General features: G+C 27.0%; 17 protein-coding genes. 10 read left to right on the forward strand and 7 right to left on the reverse strand.

Annotated features, from left to right (window positions below):
• Positions 1–50 precede the first annotated feature (50 nt).
• A complete protein-coding gene (locus tag CS899_RS07380; RefSeq protein WP_100065545.1) occupies positions 51–260 on the forward strand; it encodes a DUF4177 domain-containing protein in 210 nt (69 codons plus the stop codon).
• 12 nt (positions 261–272) lie between these two features.
• Here CS899_RS07380 and CS899_RS07385 read toward each other — a convergent pair whose 3' ends face one another.
• Complete coding sequence (locus CS899_RS07385) at positions 273–776, reverse strand: GNAT family N-acetyltransferase (protein ID WP_100065546.1); 504 nt, start codon at positions 774–776, stop codon at positions 273–275.
• Positions 777–922: 146 nt separating this feature from the next.
• On the opposite strand from CS899_RS07385, the gene CS899_RS07390 reads away from it, so the two are divergent.
• From CS899_RS07390 to CS899_RS07410, 5 genes are all read left to right on the forward strand, one after another.
• Positions 923–1,603 (forward strand): ABC transporter ATP-binding protein, encoded by a 681-nt coding sequence (locus tag CS899_RS07390; RefSeq protein WP_100065547.1) that lies wholly within the window; start codon positions 923–925, stop codon positions 1,601–1,603.
• Positions 1,590–2,342 (forward strand): hypothetical protein, encoded by a 753-nt coding sequence (locus CS899_RS07395; protein WP_100065548.1) that lies wholly within the window; start codon positions 1,590–1,592, stop codon positions 2,340–2,342. Before CS899_RS07390 ends, CS899_RS07395 begins: the two co-directional genes overlap by 14 nt.
• 93 nt (positions 2,343–2,435) lie before the next feature.
• Positions 2,436–3,119 (forward strand): response regulator transcription factor, encoded by a 684-nt coding sequence (locus CS899_RS07400; RefSeq protein WP_100065549.1) that lies wholly within the window; start codon positions 2,436–2,438, stop codon positions 3,117–3,119.
• Positions 3,112–4,473, forward strand: a complete 1,362-nt coding sequence (locus CS899_RS07405) for a HAMP domain-containing sensor histidine kinase (RefSeq protein ID WP_100065550.1) — start codon at positions 3,112–3,114, stop codon at positions 4,471–4,473. Before CS899_RS07400 ends, CS899_RS07405 begins: the two co-directional genes overlap by 8 nt.
• A 35-nt stretch (positions 4,474–4,508) precedes the next feature.
• Positions 4,509–5,066: a GNAT family N-acetyltransferase gene (locus CS899_RS07410; protein ID WP_100065551.1), complete on the forward strand. Its 558-nt coding sequence runs from the start codon at positions 4,509–4,511 to the stop codon at positions 5,064–5,066.
• A 48-nt stretch (positions 5,067–5,114) separates the two neighbouring features.
• Here the strand turns inward: CS899_RS07410 and CS899_RS07415 are convergent, their stop codons facing one another.
• Genes CS899_RS07415 through CS899_RS07430 form a run of 4 tightly spaced genes read right to left on the reverse strand, consistent with a single transcriptional unit; the run spans position 5,115 to position 8,384 of the window.
• Positions 5,115–5,852: a heparan-alpha-glucosaminide N-acetyltransferase gene (locus tag CS899_RS07415; RefSeq protein WP_100065552.1), complete on the reverse strand. Its 738-nt coding sequence runs from the start codon at positions 5,850–5,852 to the stop codon at positions 5,115–5,117.
• 10 nt (positions 5,853–5,862) lie between these two features.
• Positions 5,863–7,398 carry a cardiolipin synthase gene (cls, locus tag CS899_RS07420; RefSeq protein WP_100065553.1) on the reverse strand — a complete coding sequence of 512 codons (1,536 nt, stop codon included), beginning with the start codon at positions 7,396–7,398 and terminating at the stop codon, positions 5,863–5,865.
• Positions 7,399–7,419: 21 nt separating this feature from the next.
• A complete protein-coding gene (locus CS899_RS07425) occupies positions 7,420–7,890 on the reverse strand; it encodes a pyridoxamine 5'-phosphate oxidase family protein (protein WP_100065554.1) in 471 nt (156 codons plus the stop codon).
• A gap of 23 nt (positions 7,891–7,913) precedes the next feature.
• The gene (locus tag CS899_RS07430) at positions 7,914–8,384 is read right to left on the reverse strand and encodes a pyridoxamine 5'-phosphate oxidase family protein (protein WP_100065555.1); all 471 of its coding nucleotides are present in this window, start codon (positions 8,382–8,384) and stop codon (positions 7,914–7,916) included.
• A gap of 164 nt (positions 8,385–8,548) precedes the next feature.
• On the opposite strand from CS899_RS07430, the gene CS899_RS07435 reads away from it, so the two are divergent.
• On the forward strand, positions 8,549–8,839 hold the full coding sequence (locus tag CS899_RS07435) for a hypothetical protein (protein ID WP_100065556.1): 291 nt from the start codon (positions 8,549–8,551) through the stop codon (positions 8,837–8,839).
• A gap of 24 nt (positions 8,840–8,863) precedes the next feature.
• Here CS899_RS07435 and CS899_RS07440 read toward each other — a convergent pair whose 3' ends face one another.
• Both CS899_RS07440 and murC read right to left on the reverse strand, forming a co-directional pair.
• Positions 8,864–9,892 carry a threonine aldolase family protein gene (locus CS899_RS07440; protein ID WP_100065557.1) on the reverse strand — a complete coding sequence of 343 codons (1,029 nt, stop codon included), beginning with the start codon at positions 9,890–9,892 and terminating at the stop codon, positions 8,864–8,866.
• 18 nt (positions 9,893–9,910) lie between these two features.
• On the reverse strand, positions 9,911–11,299 hold the full coding sequence (murC, locus tag CS899_RS07445) for a UDP-N-acetylmuramate--L-alanine ligase (protein WP_100065558.1): 1,389 nt from the start codon (positions 11,297–11,299) through the stop codon (positions 9,911–9,913).
• A gap of 141 nt (positions 11,300–11,440) precedes the next feature.
• Between murC and glmU the strand changes: the two genes are divergently transcribed.
• The 3 genes from glmU to mfd all read left to right on the forward strand — a co-directional run bounded on the left by glmU (position 11,441) and on the right by mfd (position 16,985).
• Positions 11,441–12,832: a bifunctional UDP-N-acetylglucosamine diphosphorylase/glucosamine-1-phosphate N-acetyltransferase GlmU gene (gene glmU, locus CS899_RS07450; protein WP_100065559.1), complete on the forward strand. Its 1,392-nt coding sequence runs from the start codon at positions 11,441–11,443 to the stop codon at positions 12,830–12,832.
• Between the two features lies 1 nt (position 12,833).
• Positions 12,834–13,415 (forward strand): aminoacyl-tRNA hydrolase, encoded by a 582-nt coding sequence (gene pth, locus CS899_RS07455; protein ID WP_100065560.1) that lies wholly within the window; start codon positions 12,834–12,836, stop codon positions 13,413–13,415.
• A gap of 63 nt (positions 13,416–13,478) precedes the next feature.
• On the forward strand, positions 13,479–16,985 hold the full coding sequence (gene mfd, locus CS899_RS07460) for a transcription-repair coupling factor (protein WP_100065561.1): 3,507 nt from the start codon (positions 13,479–13,481) through the stop codon (positions 16,983–16,985).
• The last annotated feature ends 9 nt before the right edge of the window (positions 16,986–16,994 follow it).

Here is a 16,994-nt window from a genome sequence, read left to right on the forward strand (position 1 = left end):
TTGAATATAATATGTTGTTAAAAAACTAGATAGATAAGTAGGAGCTTATAGTGAAGAAATATGAATATAAATTTATAAGAGTAGAAAGAGATAAAGGGTTTAATATAAAACCAGGAGATACTTTTGAAAAATGTAAGGATATAATTATAAAAGAAGGAGAAAATGGCTGGAAATTAAATCAAGTGGTAGAAGTGTTTAATGAAAAGTCAGGGGTAAATTCTTACTTAGGCTATGAAATAATATTTGAAAGAGAAAGTTAACTTTCTCTTTTTTTATTTTAAAACTTTTCCCATATAGTATTCATCATAATATTTGTTGTTCATAAAGACGGAGTTTTTCTTAACACCTTCAACAATAAAACCTTTACTATCATAAAGATTTTTAGCAATGGTATTTTCACATATAACCGTTAATTCTAGTTTTGTAATTTTATTGTTTCTTGCCCAAAGTTCGAGTTCGTTAAATAAATTTGATCCTATTCCTAAACCTCTATAGTCCTTTAGAACACCTATAACAATATAACCAATATGTTTTATTTTATTTAACATATCTCTGTTTAAAGAGATATAGCTTACAATTTTTTCATTAATAGTTGCAAGTAAAATAAAATTAACATTATTTTTAACTTTTAAAATGTTATTTTTTATTAACTCCAAATTTTTAGGTCTTTCTTTTGGTTCAAAAAGAATATAATTTGTTTCAGTATCTAGTTTACTTAACCTATTCCAATAATTTTCATCGTCATTTTCTTCTATTAGCCAATAACATATTTTCATAAAAACCTCCTAGAGCATATATAAGTTCTTTTAGAATTATACACTATAGTTAATCTTAAGGTTATCTTAAGCTTAAATATAAATTATATTTAACTTGAAATTGTAATATGTAGTTAAAGGAAAGGAAAACAACTAGGAGGAGCAGTATGATAGAATGTAAAAAATTAGTAAAAAAGTACGGAGATAGAAATGTGGTTGATGGAATAACATTTAAGATAAATAATGGTGAAGTTTTTGCCATTTTAGGAAGCAACGGAGCTGGAAAAACCACAACTATAAAAATGATTTTAGGTCTTACTAAAAAAACTTCAGGAGATATTTTTTGGGAGAAAAAACAAAGAGTTGGATATTCTCCAGAAAGACCTAACTTTTATGGAATGTTGACAGGATTTGAACATCTAAAATATTATTGTGAGTTACAAAAAATACCTAGAAAAGATATAAAAACAGAAATTTTACGAGTTATGGATTTGATAGGGTTAGAAAATAATAAAACAAAGATAAAAGGATATTCAAAAGGCATGAGGCAGAGGTTGTCTATAGCACAGTCACTACTTGGTAATCCGGAAATTTTAATTTTAGATGAACCAACATCGGACTTAGATGTTATAGGAAGAAATGTAGTGATGGACTTAATAATAGATCTAAAAAGACGAGGGAAAACCATAATAATTAATTCACATATATTAAATGATATAGAAAGAACATGTGATAGAGGAATAATTATGGATAAAGGCAGTACTGTGTTCGAATGGGAAAAAGGAAAAACTAGTAAATCTTTAGATGAGATATTTATAGAAAGGGTTGGAAGATATGAGCATAGCTAAAATAATAGCAAGAAAGAATTTAAGTTCAAAAAATTTTATAATAGTAGGAATTTTAGCATTAATATTAAGTTTCTTATTTTATTCTCCAGAATCTATATTAATAAATGGAAAGCCAATTAATGGTTTTAAGGAAGTGTTTCCAATACTACTCTCAATAATTGTGTTTTTTGGTTGTATAATAGCAACATTTATTTCAGCAGGTTCAATACCGAGTGAATATGAAAGTTCGAGAAATCATTTAGTTTATATAAGAGGTATAAAACAGCCAGTATACCATCTTAACATGATGTTAGGAAATGTATTTTCATCCATAATGTATTACCTAATTATTTACATACCAGTAGTAATTGTTGCAATAAAATATAAGAGTGATGTAAATTTACTAAAATTGGTTGTATTATTTTTCATATCAGCTTTGGGAATAATATTTATTTCAGTTCTAAGCACAACTATCTCAAATATTGGCGGATTTGTTTTGGGGGTTATATTTGGAGTAATATTCACAATTTTGGGAAGTATGCATAATTTATTAGAAAGTTTAAGTAATATGACAGAAGGGATACTTTCTAAAGTAATAAATATTTTATTAAGTATTTCACCAAACATAGAAGATAGTTTAAATTTTGGAGAAAATTATTTATTTAATAATAAATTAGATTATAAAATAATAATTTATTTGGTAATTGCTATTATTATAGCCATTGTGGTACTACCATTATGTAAAAGGAAAAACGATTAAAAGGTATTAGTTATATAACTAATACCTTTTTTAGATAAAATATAGAATTTGTAATATCATTAATATAGTAAATACAAAACGAGGAAATAAAAAATGAAATACAAAATTTTAGTAGCAGATGATGAAATAGAGTTATTAGAAGTATTAGAACTTTATTTTAAAAGAGAAAGTTGGAAAATTATTAAGGCAAAAGATGGAAAAGAAGCTTTGGAAAAATTTAAAGAAGCAGACTTAATTGTTTTGGACATTATGATGCCAGAAGTTGATGGTATAAAAGTTCTACAAAAAATTAGAGAAGAAAGTCAAGTTCCAGTAATTATGTTAACTGCTAGAAGTCAAGATTACGACAAAATAATAGGGTTGGATTTAGGTGCTGATGATTATATAACAAAGCCATATAATCCTATGGAAGTAGTTGCTAGAGTAAGAGCACAACTTAGAAGAAATTATGAAATTTCAAATAAAAATGAAAAATTGGAATTAATAATTGGAGATTTAAAAATAAATAAAGGCACAGGAGAATTCTATTTTATAGATAAAGAAGTAGAACTAACTTTTACAGAGTTCAAAATAATAACTTTATTAATGGAAAATCCTAATAGAATTTTTACTAAAGAGCAGATATTTTCATATGTTTGGGAAGATGAATACATGAATGATGAAAATACTGTAATGGTTCATATTAGTAGACTACGAAATAAAATTGGAGACAGAAATAAAGAGATTATAAAAACAATAAAAGGATTAGGATATAAATTGGTAGATAAAAATGAATAAGAAAAAAACTTTATTTAAAGAATTACTTGGAAGTTTTATTAAATTTACACTATTATTAATTCTAGCATTTATAGTAATGACAGTTATATTGATATATGGTGGATTCATGAAAATGGGGTTGAATATAAATCATACGAGTGAATTTATAACCCAAGAAGGTGAATTTAACGAACGCTTTATCATAGACAGACTTAATGGCTGGATAGAAAAAATAGATAGCGATAATGAAGTTAGAGAAGTTGTAGGAAGTAAGAAGAATAGTAAAAGTAAGTATACAGAGAAAGAATTGGAAAAAATGTTGAGTTATTCTAATTCAGATAATAAGTATATGACAACTATGGAAGAAATAGATGGTGAAAGATATTTAATAGTAGTTGAAAAAGATAGAATTGACATTTCATATAATTTAAATCCTATAAAAAAATATTTTACAGAGATTGGTATAATTGTATTTTTAGGATTATATGTATTAATAATTTACTTAATGAGTAAAAACATCTCAACTAAAATAAAAGAACCTATTTATAAAATTTTGGATGGAATGGATAAAGTAAAGTCTGGTGAAAAAAACATACACATAGATTTTTATTCTAAAAATGAATTAAATGAATTAAAAGATAATTTTAACGAAATGATTTTAAAACTTGAAAGAGAAGAGAATAATAGGATACAGAAGGAAGAAGAAAAAAATAGATTATTACTAGATTTATCTCACGATATAAAAACTCCAATATCTACAATAAAATCATATTCAATAGCACTAAAAGATAATCTAGTAGATGAAAAAGATAAAAATGATTATTACGAAATTATAGATAAAAAATCATCTAGAATAAGTTATCTGGTAGATGAGATGAACAATCTTTTGAAGTTGGATAGCCATGAATATAAAATAAATTTAGAATATGTAAATTTTTCAGAAATAGTTAGAAAAGTGATATCTGAATATTATACAGATTTAGAAAATAAAGGTTTAGAAACTAATTTAGATATTCAAGAAAAAGATATTTATTTAAACATAGAACCTAATTTAATAAAAAGAGTATTAAATAATTTGATAGAAAATCAAATAAAATATAATAATGGAAAAATGTTTGAAATTTCACTCTATAAAGAAAATAGTAATGTATATTTTAAAATAAGAGATGACGGGGATATCATAGATATAGATTTACAGAAAAATTTATTTTATCCATTTACAAGAGGAGATAAAGCAAGAGTAAGTTCAGGGGGTCTAGGTTTAGGTTTGTCCATATCTAAAAAGATAATAGACAAGCATAATGGCGAAATATATTATACTGATGAAAATAATTTCAACAATTTTATTATAGTACTAAAAGATAATTTAAAATAATTGTAGTATAATTAGATATTAAAAGGAGGTTGGATATGAATCATTTAGGAACTGTTGAACTGGAAACTGAAAGGTTATTACTTAGGAGAATAACTAAAGAAGATGCTAAATATGCCTTTGAAAATTGGATGAGCGACGACGAAGTTACGAAATATTTACGCTGGGAAAATCATAAGTCAGTTGAAGAGTCTCTAGAAATAATAAGCTCATGGATTGAGGAATATAATAGTAATCAAGTGTACCATTGGACAATAGTATTAAAAGAGATTAATGAACCAATAGGAATGATTGGTGTTATAGAATTAGATAAAAAAACAGAAAAAGTTCACATAGGTTATGCATTGGGAAGAGCTTGGTGGAATAATGGAATTATGACTGAAGCTTTCCAAAGAATAATAAAATTTTTATTTGAAGAAGTAGAAGTTAATAGAATAGAATCTTTGCATGATCCTAATAATCCAGGTTCTGGAATAGTTATGAAAAAAAGTGGGTTAAAGTATGAAGGAACTTTGAAACAAGCAGATTGGAATAATTCTGGAATAGTTGATGCAGTATGTTATGGTTTAATATCAGAAGACTATTTTGAAGAATAAAAGATATAATAAATTAGAAGCCTCCAATAAATTAGGAGGCTTTTTTACTTAATATAAAGGTTTTTTATAGATAAATGATAACGTCATATATATTATAGGCTGATGAGCCATATAAATTAATAAACTATGCCTACCAATGAAGCAAATAGGATTTAAACTTTTCTTTTTCAAGGTAGGTTTTTTTGATAAAAAAATTCTTCCTATAAAAAATCCTGCAATAAACAAGAAAAACCAAGGTATAAGTGGGTAATAGTCTGATGAAACAAAATTATCACTAGGAAAGCCTAACCAAAAAAATGCTTTTGAATCATATAATGTTCTAGGCAGTATGTATTTATTTGTGAAAATATAAATATATCCATTTGCAATAAACTTAGTTGAAGCAAATAACAACAGTGAAACAATAAGCCCTAGGTAAGAATTTATATGCTTTAAAACACTATCAATTAAAAGTAATATTAACGTTGCAAAAGCAAAAAAATGAATAATTCCAAAAGCTATAAATTCATTTTTCATAAAGAAAAAAGTATAGGTTGATAAAATAGCAGAACAAATTATTAAATATAAAAATTTACGAGAATTTTTCTTTCCAAAATTATAAGCTATACCAGAGGTTATTATAAAAGTCATAGCAATTAAGTTTTGCCAAATACTACTGAAAGTAGATGGGAAGAAAGAAAAATTCTCATCAAAAATATATACTAAATCATAAAATAAATGATAAAGTATCATATTTACTATTGCAAATCCTCTAATAAAATCTATAATATTATATCTTTTTTTCATATATTTCCCTCTACATTATAGGTGCAAAAACTTTTAATACTGACATTATTAATTTTTTTATAAAACTTGTATTTTTAACTTTATGCAAGGTTTGCTGTTCAGATATTTTAATAGTTTCTAAAAAGTCTTTTTTTACATCATTAACTATTGAAGAGTTGTAAAACCAAACTGCATCTTCAAAATGAAGGTATAAACTTCTGAAATCAACATTAATAGTTCCTACAACTGCAATATTATCATCTGTTACTACATTCTTAGCATGCATAAACCCAGGAGTATATTCATATATTTTTACACCAGCAGAAAGTAATTGCTCATAGTAGCTTCTAGTAACATAGAAGACAGACTTCTTATCTGGAATATGAGGTGTTAAAATTCTAACATCTATACCACATTTAGCAGCGTTACAAAGAGACATTAATATCTCGTTTGAGAGTACTAAGTAAGGTGTAGTAATATAAATATAATCTTTAGCCTTATTTATTATATTAAGATATACAACTTCACCTGTGGGTTCTGAATCTAATGGAGTATCTGAAAAAGGTTGGATATAACCATTTTCTTTTCTATCTATCAATAAATGATCATCAACCTCAAGTAAATAATCTTCAAAAACCAAGTCGTCATCTGTAAGGGAATTCCACATAGCTAAAAACATTATAGTTAAACTCCAAACAGCTTGTCCATATAACTTTACAGCACTATCTTTCCAACGACCAAATTTTTCAATTTTATTAATGTACTCATCAGCTAAATTAGCCCCACCAGTATAACCGATAGTTCCGTCTATAACCACAATCTTTCTGTGATCTCTATTATTATGTTTTGGCATGACAATAAGTTTAATAGGGTTAAATACACAACATTTTATGCCTTTACTACGAAGAAAATTATCATATTTTCTGGGTAATTTTGACATGCAGCCAAAATCATCGTAAATCAAGCTAACATCTACTCCAGATTTAGCCTTTTCTTCTAAGATTTCAAGAATAGATTCCCACATGTATCCTTCTTCAATAATAAAAAATTCTAAGAAAATAAATTTCTTTGCATTTTTCAAATCTTTTAATAGTTCTTGGAAAAAATCTTCACCAGTAGGAAAATATGTAGGTTTTGTATTTTTATATACTGGAAAGTTGGCATATCTTTCTATATACCTACTTTGCATGTAAGAGTCTACATTTGAAATTTCATCTAATATATTTTCGTGTTTAGACATTAAATAATGAAAAGAAGATACAGTTGTTGCCATAGACATTCTTATATTTGCAACAAATCTATTTTGTGCAAAAAACAAGTATATAATTGATCCGAACACAGGAAATACAAAAATAGGTATTAACCAAGCTATTTTATATGCGGGATTTGTATCTTTGTTAATTATATGAATTGCTAGTATAATTCCTAGAATTAAGTTTAATACATAGAAAAGAAAAAACTTGTCCCTTAATATAACATACGCTTCATAAACCAGAGCTATTTGAAATAGGAAAATTAATCCTATAAAAAACATTCTACTAGTAATGAATTTAAAAAAATTTTTCATAATTTCTCCATTTACATGAATTTACTTTTTAGATTTGCCTTTAATATCAATTACTTGTATTTTAAAAGTTTTAGTTCTATTCATTGCGGTAGGATTAAATTTAAAGTCATCATTTTTATGGTAATGATTAACCAGCAGTTCTAAAGCTCTGAATTTTTCATCATAATTTGTGACTTCTTCAATTATTCCTTTGCCTATAATAGAATCATAGGTCATTGAACAGTAACCTTTTTCATAGACGATTAAAAGCTCATGATTACAGTCTACCTCAAAAGAAACTTTAGCGCCATCATAAATATATTGATATTTAGTACCTTTAATTGCTCCATGGAAATAAAAATATAAAGTATTATTCTTTATTTCACAGCCATAATTAACAGGCAATATATAAGGAAAGTCGTCATTAGCAAAAGCCAATATTAATGCGTCTCCTTGCTCAGCTATATTCAACATGTTTTTTAAACCTAGAACTTCTCTATCTGCTTTTCTCATAAAATCTCCTTTTTATAATATAATTATACTTGAGCTTTACCAATTATATCAAAAGTTTGTATTTGAAAAACTCTAGTTTTATTTAAAATAGCATCATTATAAGGTGCGTTACTTACTAAATATTGTGAAACAATTAAATCTAAAGCAGGTATAATTTCATCTTTGGTTTTTAATTCTTTAATAGTACCTTTACCAATAATAGATTTATATTTCATAGATAGTGAACATTTATTTTTATCATTAACAACTAATTCATGTTTACAATCTATCTCAAAAGAAATATTAGCTCCGTCATATAGATAATTATACTTATTGCCTTCCAGTGCACTATGGAAATATAAAAATAAAGTATTATCTTTTAATTCACAACCGTAGTTAAGAGGGAGTATGTAAGGGAATTCATCACCATTAAAAGCTAATAATAGCACATCTCCTTCTTTAGCGATATTGGAAAAGTTATCTACTCCTACTATCTCTCTATCTTTTCTTCGCATAATAAAACCTCCATGTAAATATTAATTGTACTATAAAAGAATTTTTTATAAAATGGTAATAAAAAACAAACTAAATAATTTTTTTGAAAAAGATAGTAAATATACTATTCACAAATTATTTAAGTTAGTATATAATAATTCCTTGAATGGAAGAGGAGATAGAAATGGAAAAAAAATATAGTGTAAAAATATTATTGAAAAATTTAGTGGATTGTTTAGATATTATTGAAGAATCTGTAATAATTGTAAAATCTAAAAATATAGACGAAATAAAAGAACAAGTTGAATTATATGTTGAAAGATTAAATGCAAACAGCAGAGATTCAAAAATATTTGAACTTATTTCAATATTAGATTATTTTGAAATAAAAGAAAATATACAAATAGATGATTCTTTTGTAGATGTTTATAGTAGATATTTAAATAAGGAAGAATTAGAAATATATGGAATATAAAAAAAGCTCGCATTTGCGAGCTTTTTATAATTTATCTATAAGTTGATCAACGTATTCTTCTTTAGTATTCCAACCAGTAGCTATTCTTATTTCTTTATGGTTGCTATCATATTGAGACATTATTTCAAAACTAAAATCTTTTGATAATTCATTTAGTTTTTTATCTTCAATTACAGCAAAAGTTAAATTAGTAGGCGAATTAACTGTTAATTTATATCCTTTTTCCACAAGAGCTTTTCTTATTTTTGTAGCTAAATAATTTGCGTTTTTAGCCAAGTTAAAATATAAATTATCTCTAAATAATTCAGAGAATTGCACGCCCATAAATCTTCCTTTAGCAAGTAGAGCGCCTCTTAATTTTAAATTGTATTGAAAATCAACTCTCAACTTAGGATTCACAACAACAAGAGCTTCTCCGTACATAGCTCCTAGTTTTGTACCTCCTATATAGAACATATCACAATGACTAGCTATAAACTCTAAGTCCACATCATTATTTTCAGCAGACAGAGCATAACCAAGTCTAGCTCCGTCAATATATAAAAGTAAATTTAAATCTTGACATAAATTATATAAATCTTCTAATTCTCTTTTTGTATAGATAGTTCCAAATTCAGTTGAATTTGAAATATAAACCATTTTTGGTTGAACATCATGAATTCTAGCCATTCCTTGAACATGATGGGCTTCTATCATTGCTTTTATATCAGATGGAATAAGTTTGCCATCATGATTTGGTAAAGTTAGTATTTTATAACCACTATTTTCAACGGCTCCACATTCATGAGTGTTTATGTGGCCAGTATCTGCAGAAATAACCGCTTGATAATGCATTAAAGCGGCAGATATAGCGGTGATATTTGTTTGAGTTCCACCTGAAATAAAATAAATATCCATATCTTGGTTATTACATAGGTCTTTAATTTGTTGCTTAGCAGCGTAAGAAAATTCGTCTAGACCATATACTCCGGTTTGCATATCATTAGTTTCTGATAATTTGCTTAAAACATTTGGATGAACACCATCTGCATAATCACAATTTAAATAAATCATACTTTACCTCTTTCTAGTTTATTCTACAATCATTCTTGCTAAAACATCTGGATTTCCACAACCAGTAGTTAAAACTACATCTTGGCTTTTTACATCTTTTTGTATATATTCTTTAGCTTCTTCAAAAGTCTTTAAATATATGGCATTTACACCATTTTTTCTAAGCTTTTCAACTAAATCTATTGAATGTATTGTAGGGTCAAAGTTTTCTCTTGCAGCATAAATTTCAGTTACTATTACTTCATCAGCATCATAGAAAGAATTTGCAAAATCATCTAACAAATGTTTAGTTCTACTATAAGTATGAGGTTGGAAAACACAAATTAATTTTTCTTTTTTATGCTCACCTAAAGCGGATAAAGTAGCTTGTATTTCTACAGGGTGATGACCATAATCAGTCATAATAATAGCATCATTGTAGTTACCAACAACCTCCATTCTTCTATGAAGGTTTTGATATGAATTTATATTTTCGGTTATAGTTTTTAAATCTATTCCTGATTCAAATGCGGCAATAATTGCAGCAGCAGAATTATAGATGTTATATCTACCTATTATATTTAATTCAAAGTGGTTGATTCCAAAATTATTTCTATTACTAACAATATCAAATCTTGGATGTCCAATTTCATCAAAAGAGATATTTGTCACATTGTAAACAGCTTTATCATTTTCTATACCAAAAGTTAAAGCATCTCCTTTGATATGGTCTAATAAAGGTAAGCAATTTTCGTCATCTATGTTTATTAGAGCTTTTGCATTTTCGTCTAAATTTTTCATATAACCAATAAAAGTGCTTACAATATGGTTAATATCTTTGTAAAAATCTAAATGATCTTCGTCAATGTTTAAAATTATTGCAAGTGAAGGATAATAATTTAAAATATTAGCTTTGAACTCGCAAGCTTCAGTTAAAAGGTAATCACTTACACCACAATGTACATTACCATCTATTTCGTCTAATTTACCACCAAGTAATATAGAAGGATCAACTTCAGAACTAACTAGTATTTTAGCTATCATACTTGTTGTAGTTGATTTACCATGAGAACCAGAAACACCTATAGAGTACTTGTAATTTCTCATTAATGCACCTAAGAATACACCTCTAGTAACACAAGGAGCACCAGTATTTTGAGCAGCGATAAGTTCTTCATTATCTGGTAAAATTGCATCTGTATATATAATTAAATCGGGATTATCTATATTTTCTTTTTTTTGTCCTACATAAATTTTTATTCCATAACTTCTCAGTTTATCTAATGTATCAGAATCATCTCTATCAGACCCAGAAACTTCAAAATTGTGGAATGCTAAAAGCTGTGCTATTCCACTCATACTTACTCCACCTATTCCTATAAAGTGGATTTTTTTTATATTTTTATCATTCAAATTAAAATTAAACATATATTCCTCCTGAACAAAGCTTATTATATCACGCGAATGAAATTACACAAAGTAAATGGTTAACAATTTGCTAATTTGGTATTTATAAAGTAAGCGAATATAGTATAATATTAATGTAATTCATGACAATGGAGGTCTAAAATGAATATATGTATTATACTTGCAGCAGGTGAAGGAACTAGAATGAAGTCTAAGAATTCAAAAGTTTTACATAAACTTATGAATAAACCTATGATTAATTATGTACTTGAGGCAAGTGATAGTGTAAATGTAAAAAAGAAAATAGTTATAGCTGGAAAGAATAAAAATGATTTAGAAAGCTTATTTAAAGATGAAGATATATTAATAAAAGAACAAAAAATTGGAAAAGAATACCCTTATGGAACGGGCTATGCTGTTAGTTTAGCACTAGCTGAAATAGAGGATAATGATAAAGTTTTAATATTAACAGGAGATACTCCTTTAATTAAAGGAGATACTTTAGAAAAATTCATGGATTATCATAATAAAAATGGAAATACAGCAACAGTTCTTACTGCTGAAATAGATGACCCAACTGGATATGGTAGAATAATAAAAGATAATAATGGAAATTTAATTGAAATAGTAGAACATAAAGACTGTACAGAAGAACAATTGCTTATAAAAGAATTTAATTCTGGATTTATGGCGATAAACGGAGATGCATTAAAAAATAGCATAAGTAAATTAGATCAAAATAATAATCAAGGAGAAATGTATCTAACAGACATATTTAGCATAATGAGAGAAGAAGGTAATAAAATATCTACTTTTCTAATAGATGATGTAGAAGAAGTTTACGGTATTAATTCAAAGTTACAATTATCAATAGCTCAAGAGGTACTAAGAAAAAGAATTAATGAAGCTCATATGGCAAATGGTGTTGTAATGGAAAATCCAGCTAATATTTTTGTAGAAGATTCTGTAATTATAGGGAAAGATACAGAAATAAGATCAGGGGTTAGATTAACAGGCAAGACTGTAATAGGTGAAGATTGTTTGATTTATGGTGATACTATAATTGATAATTCTATAATAGAAAACGAAGTAATAGTAAAATCTTCAGTTATAGAAAACAGTTTTGTAGGAGAAGGTACAGACATAGGACCTTTTGCACATCTAAGACCGAATTCGAAATTAGACAAAAAAGTTCATATTGGAAATTTTGTTGAAGTGAAAAATGCAAATATAGGAGAAAATACAAAAGCTGGACATTTAGCGTATATAGGGGATGCTGACTTAGGTAAAAATATAAATATAGGTTGTGGAGTTATATTTGTAAATTACGATGGTAAATTCAAACATAGAAGTATAGTTAAAGATGGAGGATTTATAGGAAGTAATGCAAATATAGTAGCGCCTGTAACTATAGAAGAAGAAGGATTTATAGCAGCGGGAGCAACTATTACAAAAGATGTTGGGAAAGGAGAACTTTCCATAGAAAGAAGTGAACAAAGAAATATACCAGGTTGGGTAGAAAGAAAAAAAGAAAGAGATAGTAGGAAAAATTAAGTTGAAACTAGTAGTAGGATTAGGTAATCCAGGAAAAAAATATGAAGGAAATAGACATAATGTTGGATTTATGGCTATTGATAAAATAGCTTATGATAATAATATAACTATTAATAAATCCAAATTTAATTCTGTTTATGGAGAAGGAAGAATAGGAAATGAAAAAGTTATTCTAATGAAACCCTTAACATATATGAATAATTCAGGAATAGCTGTAATGGAGTGCAAAAAGTATTATGATATTCTTGTAGAAGATATAATAGTTATTTGTGATGATATAGATATTCCATTTGGAACTATAAGAATAAAGAAAAAGGGCTCAGCAGGAACACACAATGGATTAAAATCAATAATTTATCATTTACGAGATGATAACTTTCCGCGGTTTAAAATTTCGGTAGGTAAAAAAATTCCACAAATGGATTTAGCAGATTTTGTGCTAAGCAATTTTTCAAATAATGAAAAAGAAATATTACAAGAAGAGATAGAAGATGTATCAAAAGCTGTTGAAATAAGTATAGAAAGTAGTATAGAAGAAGCCATGAACTTGTATAACGGAAGAAATCATAGCTTAACAAAATAATAATACCCCTAGCTCAGAGAAATCTGAGCTTCTTTAAGTTAATATTAAGAAAGGAGGAGTAATATGAACTATGTAACTGATCAGCTTAAGAATTTAAATTCATATAATGATTTATTAGAAGCAATAGACAATAAAGTAAAATCCATTTACATGCATGGATTAGTGAAAGAGAGTATAGGACATTTCATTTATTCACTATTTGAACACAAAAGAAAGAACATAGTAGTTATATTAGAGGATGAGTTATCTGTAAAAAATCTATATGAGAATATATCCTCCTTTGGTAAAGATATAGTAGAGATATATCCTAGTAGCGATATAAATTATTACAATATTTCTAGTTTAGAAAATAAAGATGAAGACACCAGGTTAAAAGTTATAAATAGATTAATGAATAAAGAAAAATTTATAACTGTAACAACTCCACTAGCTTTACAAAGAAAGATATCCTCAGTTAAAAATTTCAATAAATTAAGTTTGAAAATAAACATTGAAGATTTAATAAATTTAGAAGAAATTACTGAGAGATTAAGTTATTTACAATATGAGAGAGTAAATACTATAGAAAGTAAAGGACAATTTGCCATTAGAGGTGGAATACTAGATATATATCCAATACAAATGGATAATCCAGTGAGAATTGAATTATTTGATGATGAGATAGATTCAATGAGGTTATTTGATATTTCAAGCCAACGTTCAATAGAAAACATAGATAATTTTATAATACCACCATCAAAAGAGTTGATTCTAAATGATAAGCAGAGGAAAAAAATAATAGACGGACTTTGTAAAGATTTAGATAAGATAGAACATAGAACTATGTATGGGATAGATAAAGAAAAGTTATCTGAAAAATTTGTTGGTATTTTAGAACATATGGAGCAAGAACTTCACATATCAAATATGGACTTAATTACTCCTTATCTAAGGGATACAGATTATGGAAACTTGTTTGATTATATACCAGAAGATTCTTTAATATATGTTGAGGACTTAGCAAGAGTATATGACAGAAGTAGCGAGATGCAAAATCTCAAACTAGAAGAATTAACATATAAAATGGAAAAAGGTGAAGCTTTTGAAAGTCATGAAAATATTTTATTGCCTTTTTCTGATATTTTAATAGACATAAAAAAATTTATAGCTATAAACTCTACAGCATTAGTAAAGAAAACTAGGCTTTTAAATCCAGAAATAGATATAAAGATTGAATCTATGGAAGCTCCTAATTTTAATAGGAATATTACAGCATTAATAGAAACTATAGAACAAAACTTATATAATGGATATAAAATAGTTATATTCGCAGATTCAGAAGAAAAGGGTAACTCTTTAAAATTATTATTTGAGGCAGAAGGAATTACTCCTATAATAAGGGATAATTTTGAAGGGGAAATAAAGACAGGACAAGTTGTAATAGTAAGTAAATCACTTCTAAGGGGATTTGAATATCATAAATTAAAATATTTATTCCTAACTCATAAAGAAATTTATGGAAAAGAAAGAATAAAAAGTAAAAAGAGGAAAGCTAGGAAAAAAACCTCCCAAGATATTATAAACTATTCAGATTTAGTAGTAGATGATTTTGTTGTTCATGAAAATCATGGAGTTGGACAATATAAAGGTATAGAACAAATTGAAGTACAAGGTATAAAAAAAGATTATATAGTTATTCAATATAGAGGACAAGATAAGTTATTTATACCAACAGATCAAATGAATTTAGTTCAAAAATATATTGGTGGAGAAGTTGCAAAGCCTAAAATAAATAAATTAAGTGGAACAGAGTGGCAAAAAACTAAGTATAGAGCAAAAAAAGCTATAGAAGAAATAGCCGAAGATCTTGTAGAACTTTACGCAAAAAGGTTAGAAGTTAAAGGATATAAATTTTCAAAAGATACAGAATGGCAAAAAGAATTTGAAGACTCTTTTATATATGAAGAAACTCCTAGTCAACTAAGGAGCATAGATGAGATAAAACAAGATATGGAGTCTGAAAAACCAATGGATAGACTACTTTGTGGAGATGTTGGATATGGAAAAACAGAAGTAGCAATTAGAGCGGCATTTAAGGCAATTATGGATGGAAAACAAGTAGCTTTTTTAGTTCCAACAACAATTTTAGCTCAGCAACATTACAATACAATAGTAGAAAGATTTAAAGAATATCCTATAAAAGTAGAGATGCTATCTAGATTTAGAACTGCAAAAGAGCAAAATAAAATTTTAAAAGATACATCTAAAGGATTAATAGACATTGTTGTAGGAACCCATAAAATACTTTCCAATAAATTAGAATTTAAAGATTTAGGACTTTTAATAGTAGATGAAGAACAGAGGTTTGGAGTTAAACACAAAGAGACACTTAAAAAGCTAAGTGAAAATATAGATGTACTAACTTTATCAGCAACACCTATACCTAGAACACTTCAAATGGGACTTGTAGGAATAAGAGACATGTCACTATTAGAGGATCCTCCAGAAGAAAGATTTCCAATTAATACTTATGTAATAGAATATAATGAACAAATAATAAGAGATGCCATAGAAAAGGAAATATCTAGAGGTGGACAAATATACTTTGTATACAATAGAATCGAGGATATAGATGATAGAAGAGAGGAATTATTAAACTTAGTTCCAGATGCTAAAATTGCAATTGCCCATGGTAGAATGACGGAAAAAGAGTTAGAAAGTGTAATGTTAGATTTTACAGATGGAGAATATGACATACTATTGTGTACTACAATAATTGAAACAGGACTTGATATTGCCAATGTAAATACTATGATAGTATATGGTGCAGATAGAATGGGACTTTCACAATTGTATCAATTGAAAGGAAGAATAGGCAGAGGAGATAGAACATCTTTTGCATATTTTACTTATCAAGAAAATAAATCACTATCAGAAATATCAGAAAAAAGATTAATGGCAATAAAGGATTTTACAGAATTTGGTTCAGGTTTTAAAATAGCAATGAGAGACTTAGAACTAAGAGGTGCAGGAAATATACTTGGTGAAAGCCAAAGTGGATATATATCCTCTATAGGTTATGATTTATATGTTAAACTATTAGAAGAGACTCTTGGAGAAATTAAAGGAGAAACAAAAATCGTAAGAGAATCTGAGATAGAAATAGATATAAAGTTGGACGGATACATACCTTCAAGTTATATAGATGACTCAAATGAAAAAATAGATATGTATAAAAAAATTGCAACAATATCATCTGAAGAAGATTATGATGAAATAGTAGAAGAGTTAATTGATAGATTTGGAGATGTTCCTAAGATGGTTCAAAATATAATGGATATATCATTAATGAAGTCATATGCTGCTAAAGTTGGATTTTCTAGAATATATGAGAAGGCAAGCTTTATAAATTTAGTTTATAGTGAGAAAAAAGAAGTAAACTTCAAAGAACTAGAATATATGAGTGAAAACTATAAAGGTAAAATGAGTTTTGATTTATCAGATATACCTGTTATATCTGTTGAAATAAAGGAAAAGAATATAAAACCAATAATTGATTTATTAAAAGTTATAAATACTTTTAATAAATAGAATTGGTAA

It is taken from the genome of Miniphocaeibacter massiliensis, from assembly GCF_900232905.1.
Classification (GTDB): Bacteria; Bacillota; Clostridia; order Tissierellales; family Peptoniphilaceae; genus Miniphocaeibacter; species Miniphocaeibacter massiliensis.

Coding starts and splice junctions, on each gene's coding strand:
- CS899_RS07385 (WP_100065546.1), bottom strand. CDS start 776: ATGAAAATATGTTATTGGCTAATAGAAGAAAATGACGATGAAAATTAT.
- CS899_RS07390 (WP_100065547.1), top strand. CDS start 923: ATGATAGAATGTAAAAAATTAGTAAAAAAGTACGGAGATAGAAATGTG.
- CS899_RS07395 (WP_100065548.1), top strand. CDS start 1,590: ATGAGCATAGCTAAAATAATAGCAAGAAAGAATTTAAGTTCAAAAAAT.
- CS899_RS07400 (WP_100065549.1), top strand. CDS start 2,436: ATGAAATACAAAATTTTAGTAGCAGATGATGAAATAGAGTTATTAGAA.
- CS899_RS07405 (WP_100065550.1), top strand. CDS start 3,112: ATGAATAAGAAAAAAACTTTATTTAAAGAATTACTTGGAAGTTTTATT.
- CS899_RS07410 (WP_100065551.1), top strand. CDS start 4,509: ATGAATCATTTAGGAACTGTTGAACTGGAAACTGAAAGGTTATTACTT.
- CS899_RS07415 (WP_100065552.1), bottom strand. CDS start 5,852: ATGAAAAAAAGATATAATATTATAGATTTTATTAGAGGATTTGCAATA.
- cls (WP_100065553.1), bottom strand. CDS start 7,398: ATGAAAAATTTTTTTAAATTCATTACTAGTAGAATGTTTTTTATAGGA.
- CS899_RS07425 (WP_100065554.1), bottom strand. CDS start 7,890: ATGAGAAAAGCAGATAGAGAAGTTCTAGGTTTAAAAAACATGTTGAAT.
- CS899_RS07430 (WP_100065555.1), bottom strand. CDS start 8,384: ATGCGAAGAAAAGATAGAGAGATAGTAGGAGTAGATAACTTTTCCAAT.
- CS899_RS07435 (WP_100065556.1), top strand. CDS start 8,549: ATGGAAAAAAAATATAGTGTAAAAATATTATTGAAAAATTTAGTGGAT.
- CS899_RS07440 (WP_100065557.1), bottom strand. CDS start 9,892: ATGATTTATTTAAATTGTGATTATGCAGATGGTGTTCATCCAAATGTT.
- murC (WP_100065558.1), bottom strand. CDS start 11,299: ATGTTTAATTTTAATTTGAATGATAAAAATATAAAAAAAATCCACTTT.
- glmU (WP_100065559.1), top strand. CDS start 11,441: ATGAATATATGTATTATACTTGCAGCAGGTGAAGGAACTAGAATGAAG.
- mfd (WP_100065561.1), top strand. CDS start 13,479: ATGAACTATGTAACTGATCAGCTTAAGAATTTAAATTCATATAATGAT.